Source organism: Deinococcus pimensis DSM 21231 (assembly GCF_000519345.1).
GTDB lineage: Bacteria > Deinococcota > Deinococci > Deinococcales > Deinococcaceae > Deinococcus_A > Deinococcus_A pimensis.
Genome location: NZ_KI912647.1, coordinates 37,737 through 44,218 on the forward strand (window position 1 = coordinate 37,737; position 6,482 = coordinate 44,218).

Sequence of the window (6,482 nt, forward strand, 5' to 3'; positions counted from 1 at the left end):
GCCGCCGCGCGCGGTCTCCCACAGCAGCCACGCGAGCATCGCGGCGGCGGTGGCGGTGTTGGTGGTGATGAAGGCGAGCGCGGCGGTGCCGTTCGCGGCGAGGGCGCTGCCCGCGTTGAAGCCGAACCAGCCGAACCACAGCAGGGCCGCGCCGAGCAGCACGAAGGGCACGTTGTGCGGGATCGCGGCGCGCTTGCTGGTGCCGAGGCGCGGCCCGACGACGAGCGCGGCGACGAGGGCGCTCACGCCGGCGGAGATGTGGACGACGGTGCCGCCCGCGAAGTCGAGGGCGCCCATCTTGAAGAGCCACCCGTCGGCGGACCAGACCCAGTGCGCGAGCGGCGCGTAGATCACGAGGCCCCACAGCGCGACGAAGAGCACGAAGGCGCCGAAGCGCATGCGGTCCACGACGGCGCCGCTGATCAGGGCGGGCGTGATGATCGCGAACATCGCCTGGAACATCACGAAGACGTACGCGGGGATGGTGCCGCTGAGCTGCCCGTTGAGCCCGGCGAGCCCGACGTTCTGGAGGCTGCCGACCAGGGCGTTCCCGCCGGGCGCGAAGGCGAGGGAGTAGCCCAGCAGGACCCAGGTGACGCCGACGACGCCGAGCGCGACGAAGCTCATCATCATGGTGTTGAGGACGGCCTTGCCGCGGACGAGGCCGCCGTAGAAGAAGGCGAGGCCGGGCGTCATGAGCATGACGAGCGCGGTCGCGACGATCATCCAGGCGGTGTCGCCCGTGTCGAGCTTCGGGGTGGCGGCGAGGGCACTGCCGGAGAGCAGCAGCGCGGGCAGCGCGAGGGTGAGTCGGGGTCGGTTCATCGCGGGGTTCCTCCGGTGGGACGCGGGATCACTTGACGGGCGTGGGGACGCGCTTGGTCTCGTTGACGGGCGTGAGGGCGTCGGTGTCCTGCTCGCCGGTGCGGATGCGGATGACGCGCTCGAGGTCCTGGACGAAGATCTTGCCGTCGCCGACCTCGCCGGTGTAGGCGGCGCGCAGGATGGCGTCGATGGCGACCTCCACGAAGGGTTCGCTGACGGCCATCTTGAACTCGACCTTGTCGCGGAACTCGATGAGCACGCGGCTGCCGCGGTAGTGCTCCACGACCTCCTGCTCGCCGCCGTGGCCGCTGACGCGGGTGAGCGTGAGGCCGGAGATGCCGGCCTGAAAGAGCGCTTCCTTGACCTGCTGGACTCGTTCGGGTCGTACGACCGCGGTGATCAGTTTCATCGGCTCCCCTCCTGAACCGAGGGTAACGGTTGAGTTTGCGTGCTGTCAACACAAAACGTGCGTTTTGTTCCCGCAAGAGTGAACAAAGTGCAGCAGAAGTGCTTCCATGGCGGTCCAGATAGGAAGATATGCGCAGCGCGTCACCCGTCTTCGTGACAGCAGGAGGGGCGACGGTCTCCCGTCGCCCCTCCTCTCCCCCGTCCGGGAGCTACAGCGCGCGCCGCCGACGCCGCCAGCGCGACACCGCCAGCAGCAGCAGGCCCGTCACCACCAGGAGCGCCACGAAGGCCAGCAGCGGCGCGAACACCGCCAGCACGCTCAGGCCCACCGACGTCACGTCCTCCGTCAGGGACACCACCGGGTTCGCGAGCCCCGCTGTCGTCGCGGTCGCCACGGGCCGCGCCACCGTCCGCGCGCCGTGCAGCCCGCCCGCCACCAGCAGCCCCACGAGGCCCGCCAGCACCGGACTCACGTCACCCAGCAGGTTGTGCTGCGCCCCGAAGGCCACCGCGCCCGCCACCGGATTCACCCAGCCGCCCAGCGTGTGCAGCGCGTGGTCCACGCCGGGCACCTTGTCCCCCACGAAGTCCAGCAGACCCACCACGCCGATGGCCAGCAGCGCCCAGGGGCTCGCCAGCCACTCGTACGAGGACGCGAGGTTCAGGTACCCCAGCCGGTCCAGCAGTCCCAGCGCCAGCAGCGGCACGTACGCGTTGAGGCCCGCCGCGCCCGACAGGCCCAGCGAGCTCAGCAGGTTCACGAGCAGGTTGTCCATGACGTCATGATGAGCCGTCAGTGGTCAGCCGTCAGCCATCAGGAAACGATGAGTCAAGAGGCCGGGCGTTCGCCCGGCCCCCCGACCTCCCCACGGCCGCCTACCGCGTCAGGTAGCGCGTCGTGAGGTCCAGCATCGCCTCCCAGTCGCGGCGGTGCACGCACTCCACGACCGTGTGGATGTAACGCGTCGGGAGGCTCAGCGTCACCGTCGGCACGCCCGCACGCGAACGCTGCACGGGCCCGCCGTCCGTCCCGCCGAGCGGCAGCACCTCCAGCTGGTACGGCACGCCGCCCTCCTCCGCGACCGCGACGAGCTCGTCCACCAGCCAGCGGGTGGAGATCATGCTCGCGTCGAAGAGCTTCACGCCGACGCCCTCCCCGAGCCTCGTGACGGCCTCGTCGGGCCCCACGCCGGGCGTGTCCACCGCGAGCGTCGTGTCCAGCACCACCGACAGGTCGGGCCGCACCGCGTACGCCGCCGGACCCGCGCCGCGCAGCCCCACCTCCTCCTGCACGGTGAAGACCGCGTACACGTCGTGCCGGGGCGGTGCGGCGTGCAGGGCGCGCAGCAGCTCCACCTGCAGGGCCACGACCGCGCGGTTGTCGAGCGCCTTGCCGCACACGAGGTCGCCCACCTCGCGCAGGGCCGCGTCGAGCGTCACGGAGTCCCCCACCCGCACGCGGGAGCGCACCGCGTCCGCGCCGAGCCCGAGGTCCACGTAGAACTCGCGCGGGTCCGGCACCTTCTTCTGCTCCTCCGGCGTGGCGATGTGCACGGGACGGCCGCCCGGCGTCATCACGCCCGGCAGGGGTCCCTCCGCGCCCCACACCGTCACGGGCCGCGCGATGAGGTGACGCGGATCGAAGAAGCCCAGGGGCTGCAGGCGCAGGAAGCCGCGCTCGTCGATGTGACGCACCATGAAGCCGATCTCGTCCATGTGCGCCGTGAGCATCACGCGTCTGCGCTCGCCCTCGGGGGCGGTGCCGCGCCGCACCGCCACGAGGTTGCCCATGGGGTCCTCGCCGAGCTCGTCCACGAGCCCCTCGATCTCGGCGCGCACGATGGCGCGGACGTTCTCCTCACGGCCGGGGACGCCCGCCGCCTCCGACAACCTCCGAACGAGGTCCAGGTTGAATTGAGTCACCCGCCGAGCTTACTCCTCTCAGCCGCCCCGCGGGGCGGGCTCCTCCGGGGACGGGCGGACAGGCTCGGGCTTCGGGCGCAGGTCCGTGCCGTTCGCCTCGGCCTGGGCCTCGCCCACGCCGCGCGCCACCCAGGTGCGCGCGGTCCGCACGCCGATCCGCACGAGCTCCGCGAGGGTGGCCTCCTCCTCGGGCCGCCACTTGGAGAGCACCCAGCCCGAGGGGTCCCAGCCCGCGGGGGGACGCGAGATGCCGATCTTGAGCCGCGCGAAGTCCTCCGTGCCGAGCAGGCGGATGATGTCCTTCACGCCGTTCTGCCCGCCCGAACGCCCGCCGCGCCGCACGCGCAGCAGCCCGAAGGGCGAGTCGAGGTCGTCCTGCACGACCAGCAGGTCGTCCGGGGTCAGCTTGAAGAAGCGCAGTTTCGGCGCCACCGCCGCGCCCGACGCGTTCATGAACGTCAGGGGCTTCACGAGCAGCACCTTCTCGGAGCCCACGCGGATCTCCGCGACCTCCGCGTCCTTCTCCCTGCGCCACGTCCCGCCCGCCAGCCGGGCGAGCTCGTCCACGACGAGCCAGCCGACGTTGTGCCGCGTGCCCGTGTACTGCGCGCCCGGATTGCCGAGCCCCACGACGAGCTTCACGTCAGGCCTCCATGCCGCGCACGAGCTCGCGCCAGCGGCGCTCCGTCTCCTGCACGCGCGGCAGGTGACGGGCGCGCTCGTAGCCCTCGCGGAAGGCCGCGAAGTTCGTGTCGAGCGGGCTGAACAGCGAGCCGAGCGCCATGCGGACGTCGTGGACGTTGCGGTCCGACAGGAGTTCCTTGCTGTCGATGACCTCGTCGAGGGTGGCCATCAGGCCCGACAGGGGACGCAGCCACTGGAAGTGCGGGTCGTTCAGGACGAGGCCGAACAGCGCGAAGGGACTCGCGACCTTGCCGTGCTCCCGCTCGTACTCCTCCCTCGTGAAGTCGAGCAGGGACGCGTGGAAGTGCCGCAGGGCGGTCGCGAGGTCCTTGAGGCGGGCGCGGGTGGCGGCGTCGGGGGTGGTCATGCGCCAATCTTAGTGCTCACCCTTCCAGGGGAATGAAATCCTTCTTCGCTACTCTGTGGCCATGTTCTACCGCGCCTTCACCTCCGCCGACTTCGACGCGCTCGCGCGCCTCGACCTCGCCGTGCTCCGCCGCGAGGACCCCGCCTTCGACACGCTGCCCGACCGCGAACGCGAGGGCCGCGTCCGCACGTCCCTGGCGGCCCTGCGCTTCTTCGAGCGCAGCGAGCACTCCTTCGTCGCGGACGAGGACGGCGAGCTCGTCGGGGCGCTGTTCGCGCAGAGCGTCTGGCAGGGCGACCGTCCCACCGTGCTCGTCTCGCGCGTGTGGGTCGCGGACGGCGCCCCGGCGGACACGGCGGCGGGCCTGCTGCGCGCCTGCACGAAGAGCGCGTACGACGCCGCCGTGTACGAGGTGCACCTGCCCGTCACGGAGGCGCTCGCGATCGCCGCGGGCGCGGAGGGCTTCCGGGACGTGGGCCGCTACGCCGTGCGCTACCTCGGCACGCGCGGTGAGACCGCGCCGGGCGCGGCCCTGCCCGGTACACTGGAGCAATGAACACCCGGATTCTGATTGGCGTGCGCGGCATGACGAAGGAGGCGGGCGAGAAGATCTCGCGGCTCCTCCTCGACGTGGACGGCGTCGCCAAGGCCACCCCCGACGACGGCCAGATCGAAGTGCACTACGACCCCTCCCGCCTGACGGTCATGGACCTGCTCCGCGTCGTGCGCGGCCAGGGCTACCTGGCCGGCATGCTCTGACCGAGGGAGGCGCGCGATGCTCGGCTACGTCGGCACCTTCACCTGCCGCCTCGACATGCCCTGGGTGACGAACCTCAAGGAGAAGCGCGCCCTGGTGCGGCCCGTCGTGGAGCGGCTCAAGGCGCGCTTCCCGGTGTCCGTCGCGCGGCTCGACGGCCTCGACAGCCACGACTGGGAGATCATCGGGGCGGTGACCGTCTCGAACGACGCGCAGTGGGTCGAGGAGACGTTGCGGCGCGTCGCGGAGTTCGTCGTGTCGAACGGCGAGTACCGCGTTTCCGACGAGTCCTTCGAGGTCTGGCCGCTCGGTGACGGCGGTCGGGACGACGAGGACGAGGACGCCTGAGCCCACCGGAACGAAGAAGGGGGAGCCCGCCGTGGGCTCCCCCGTTCGTTGTCGTCGGAGGTCAGGGCTGCTGGCCGGTCGCGCCGCCCTCGGGCTTCGCGGGCAGCGTGCCGAAGGGCGCGGGGCGCGTCAGGATCCGCAGGTTCAGGCCGCTGGGGCCGCTGAACTCGACGTGCTTCTCCGGCTCGGGCCCGGCGTAGTTGCAGTCGTAGTCGGCGTTGGCCTTGCGGACGAAGGGCCACACCACGGCCGCCGCGCGTCCGGCGATGTCACGCAGGGGGATGGGGCCGAACAGGCGGGAGTCCTCGCTGCCGTTCGCGGTGCGGTTGTCGCCCATCATGAAGTAGTGCCCGGCGGGCACCGTGAAGGTCTTCTGCGTCTGCACGAGGCCCTGGTCACCCGACTGCGCGTTGTTCGCGATGCTGCTGTCGGTGTCCCAGCAGCCCTGCTTCTGCCAGTAGTCGGTCGTCCACGAGCCGTCGAGGACCTTGCCGTTCACGGTGACGACGCCCTCGTTCACGCTGACCGTGTCGCCGGGCAGCGCGATGAGCCGCTTGATGAGGAAGGGTCGGTAGGTCCACAGCCCGAAGAAGCTGCGGCTGCTCGCCTCGGCGGGCGGCTTGAACACGAGGATGTCGCCGCGGTGGAAGCTTCCCACGCCGGCCTTGTGCAGCCACGTCTCGTACTTCGGCACGAACACCCGCTCGCCGTTGCGGAGGTTCGGCATCATGCTCGCGCCCTGGACGCCCACGAGGGTCGCGACGAACTGCGTGATCACCACGGCGAACAGGATCGGTTCCAGGAATTCCCGCCACAGGCGCGTCCAGAAGGTCGTGGGGGCTTTGCGTTTCGTCATGCGTCTCCTTCTTCCCTGGGAAGCATATCAGCCCCCGCGTGGGGTCCGATGGGCCCCGCGAGGGCCCGCAATCGGTCGAGGTCCGCGAGGGCGGCCTCCTCCCCGGCGCGCACGGCGTCCGCGAGTCGCCGGAAGGACGCGAGCTCCACCCCGTCGGGCTGGGGACGCAGGATCACGTCGGGGCGGTAGAGCGACAGGCGCGCGTCGGTGAGCTGCGCCTGCATGATCTCCAGCGCCCGCGTGAGGGACCGCGCGGGCGACAGGCCCGCCTGCCAGCGCCACAGCTGGAAGCGCCGCCGCGCGCCGAGGCTCAG

At 71.3% G+C, this 6,482-nt stretch carries 10 protein-coding genes and 1 pseudogene; 3 read left to right on the forward strand and 8 right to left on the reverse strand.

Annotation, left to right across the window (positions count from 1 at the left end; translation table 11 throughout):
• The 6 genes from DEIPI_RS41445 to DEIPI_RS0112955 all read right to left on the reverse strand — a co-directional run.
• Positions 1-825, reverse strand: an 825-nt coding sequence (locus DEIPI_RS41445; protein ID WP_045234275.1) for an ammonium transporter, incomplete at its 3' end; no start/stop codon positions are given.
• Positions 826-853: 28 nt separating this feature from the next.
• The gene (locus DEIPI_RS0112935) at positions 854-1,234 is read right to left on the reverse strand and encodes a P-II family nitrogen regulator (protein ID WP_027482035.1); all 381 of its coding nucleotides are present in this window, start codon (positions 1,232-1,234) and stop codon (positions 854-856) included.
• A 208-nt stretch (positions 1,235-1,442) separates the two neighbouring features.
• On the reverse strand, positions 1,443-2,009 hold the full coding sequence (locus DEIPI_RS0112940; RefSeq protein ID WP_027482036.1) for a DUF4126 domain-containing protein: 567 nt from the start codon (positions 2,007-2,009) through the stop codon (positions 1,443-1,445).
• A 100-nt stretch (positions 2,010-2,109) separates the two neighbouring features.
• The gene (locus tag DEIPI_RS0112945) at positions 2,110-3,156 is read right to left on the reverse strand and encodes a M42 family metallopeptidase (protein ID WP_027482037.1); all 1,047 of its coding nucleotides are present in this window, start codon (positions 3,154-3,156) and stop codon (positions 2,110-2,112) included.
• An 18-nt stretch (positions 3,157-3,174) separates the two neighbouring features.
• On the reverse strand, positions 3,175-3,798 hold the full coding sequence (gene pth / locus DEIPI_RS0112950) for an aminoacyl-tRNA hydrolase (RefSeq protein WP_027482038.1): 624 nt from the start codon (positions 3,796-3,798) through the stop codon (positions 3,175-3,177).
• A gap of 1 nt (position 3,799) precedes the next feature.
• The gene (locus tag DEIPI_RS0112955; RefSeq protein WP_027482039.1) at positions 3,800-4,207 is read right to left on the reverse strand and encodes a hypothetical protein; all 408 of its coding nucleotides are present in this window, start codon (positions 4,205-4,207) and stop codon (positions 3,800-3,802) included.
• Positions 4,208-4,268: 61 nt separating this feature from the next.
• On the opposite strand from DEIPI_RS0112955, the gene DEIPI_RS0112960 reads away from it, so the two are divergent.
• The 3 genes from DEIPI_RS0112960 to DEIPI_RS0112970 are packed head-to-tail and all read left to right on the forward strand — an operon-like array spanning position 4,269 to position 5,312.
• Positions 4,269-4,763 (forward strand): DUF1999 domain-containing protein, encoded by a 495-nt coding sequence (locus DEIPI_RS0112960; RefSeq protein ID WP_045234276.1) that lies wholly within the window; start codon positions 4,269-4,271, stop codon positions 4,761-4,763.
• On the forward strand, positions 4,760-4,966 hold the full coding sequence (locus DEIPI_RS0112965; protein ID WP_027482041.1) for a heavy-metal-associated domain-containing protein: 207 nt from the start codon (positions 4,760-4,762) through the stop codon (positions 4,964-4,966). Before DEIPI_RS0112960 ends, DEIPI_RS0112965 begins: the two co-directional genes overlap by 4 nt.
• Before the next feature lie 16 nt (positions 4,967-4,982).
• Complete coding sequence (locus DEIPI_RS0112970; RefSeq protein WP_027482042.1) at positions 4,983-5,312, forward strand: DUF503 domain-containing protein; 330 nt, start codon at positions 4,983-4,985, stop codon at positions 5,310-5,312.
• A 61-nt stretch (positions 5,313-5,373) separates the two neighbouring features.
• Here the strand turns inward: DEIPI_RS0112970 and lepB are convergent, their stop codons facing one another.
• On the reverse strand, positions 5,374-6,168 hold the full coding sequence (lepB, locus tag DEIPI_RS0112975; RefSeq protein ID WP_027482043.1) for a signal peptidase I: 795 nt from the start codon (positions 6,166-6,168) through the stop codon (positions 5,374-5,376).
• A pseudogene (locus DEIPI_RS40980) lies at positions 6,165-6,482 on the reverse strand (hypothetical protein); the annotation flags it as partial. The gene lepB and the pseudogene DEIPI_RS40980, both read right to left, overlap by 4 nt.

Coding starts and splice junctions, on each gene's coding strand:
- DEIPI_RS0112965 (WP_027482041.1), top strand. CDS start 4,760: ATGAACACCCGGATTCTGATTGGCGTGCGCGGCATGACGAAGGAGGCG.
- DEIPI_RS0112960 (WP_045234276.1), top strand. CDS start 4,269: ATGTTCTACCGCGCCTTCACCTCCGCCGACTTCGACGCGCTCGCGCGC.
- DEIPI_RS0112940 (WP_027482036.1), bottom strand. CDS start 2,009: ATGGACAACCTGCTCGTGAACCTGCTGAGCTCGCTGGGCCTGTCGGGC.
- DEIPI_RS0112970 (WP_027482042.1), top strand. CDS start 4,983: ATGCTCGGCTACGTCGGCACCTTCACCTGCCGCCTCGACATGCCCTGG.
- lepB (WP_027482043.1), bottom strand. CDS start 6,168: ATGACGAAACGCAAAGCCCCCACGACCTTCTGGACGCGCCTGTGGCGG.
- DEIPI_RS0112955 (WP_027482039.1), bottom strand. CDS start 4,207: ATGACCACCCCCGACGCCGCCACCCGCGCCCGCCTCAAGGACCTCGCG.
- DEIPI_RS0112935 (WP_027482035.1), bottom strand. CDS start 1,234: ATGAAACTGATCACCGCGGTCGTACGACCCGAACGAGTCCAGCAGGTC.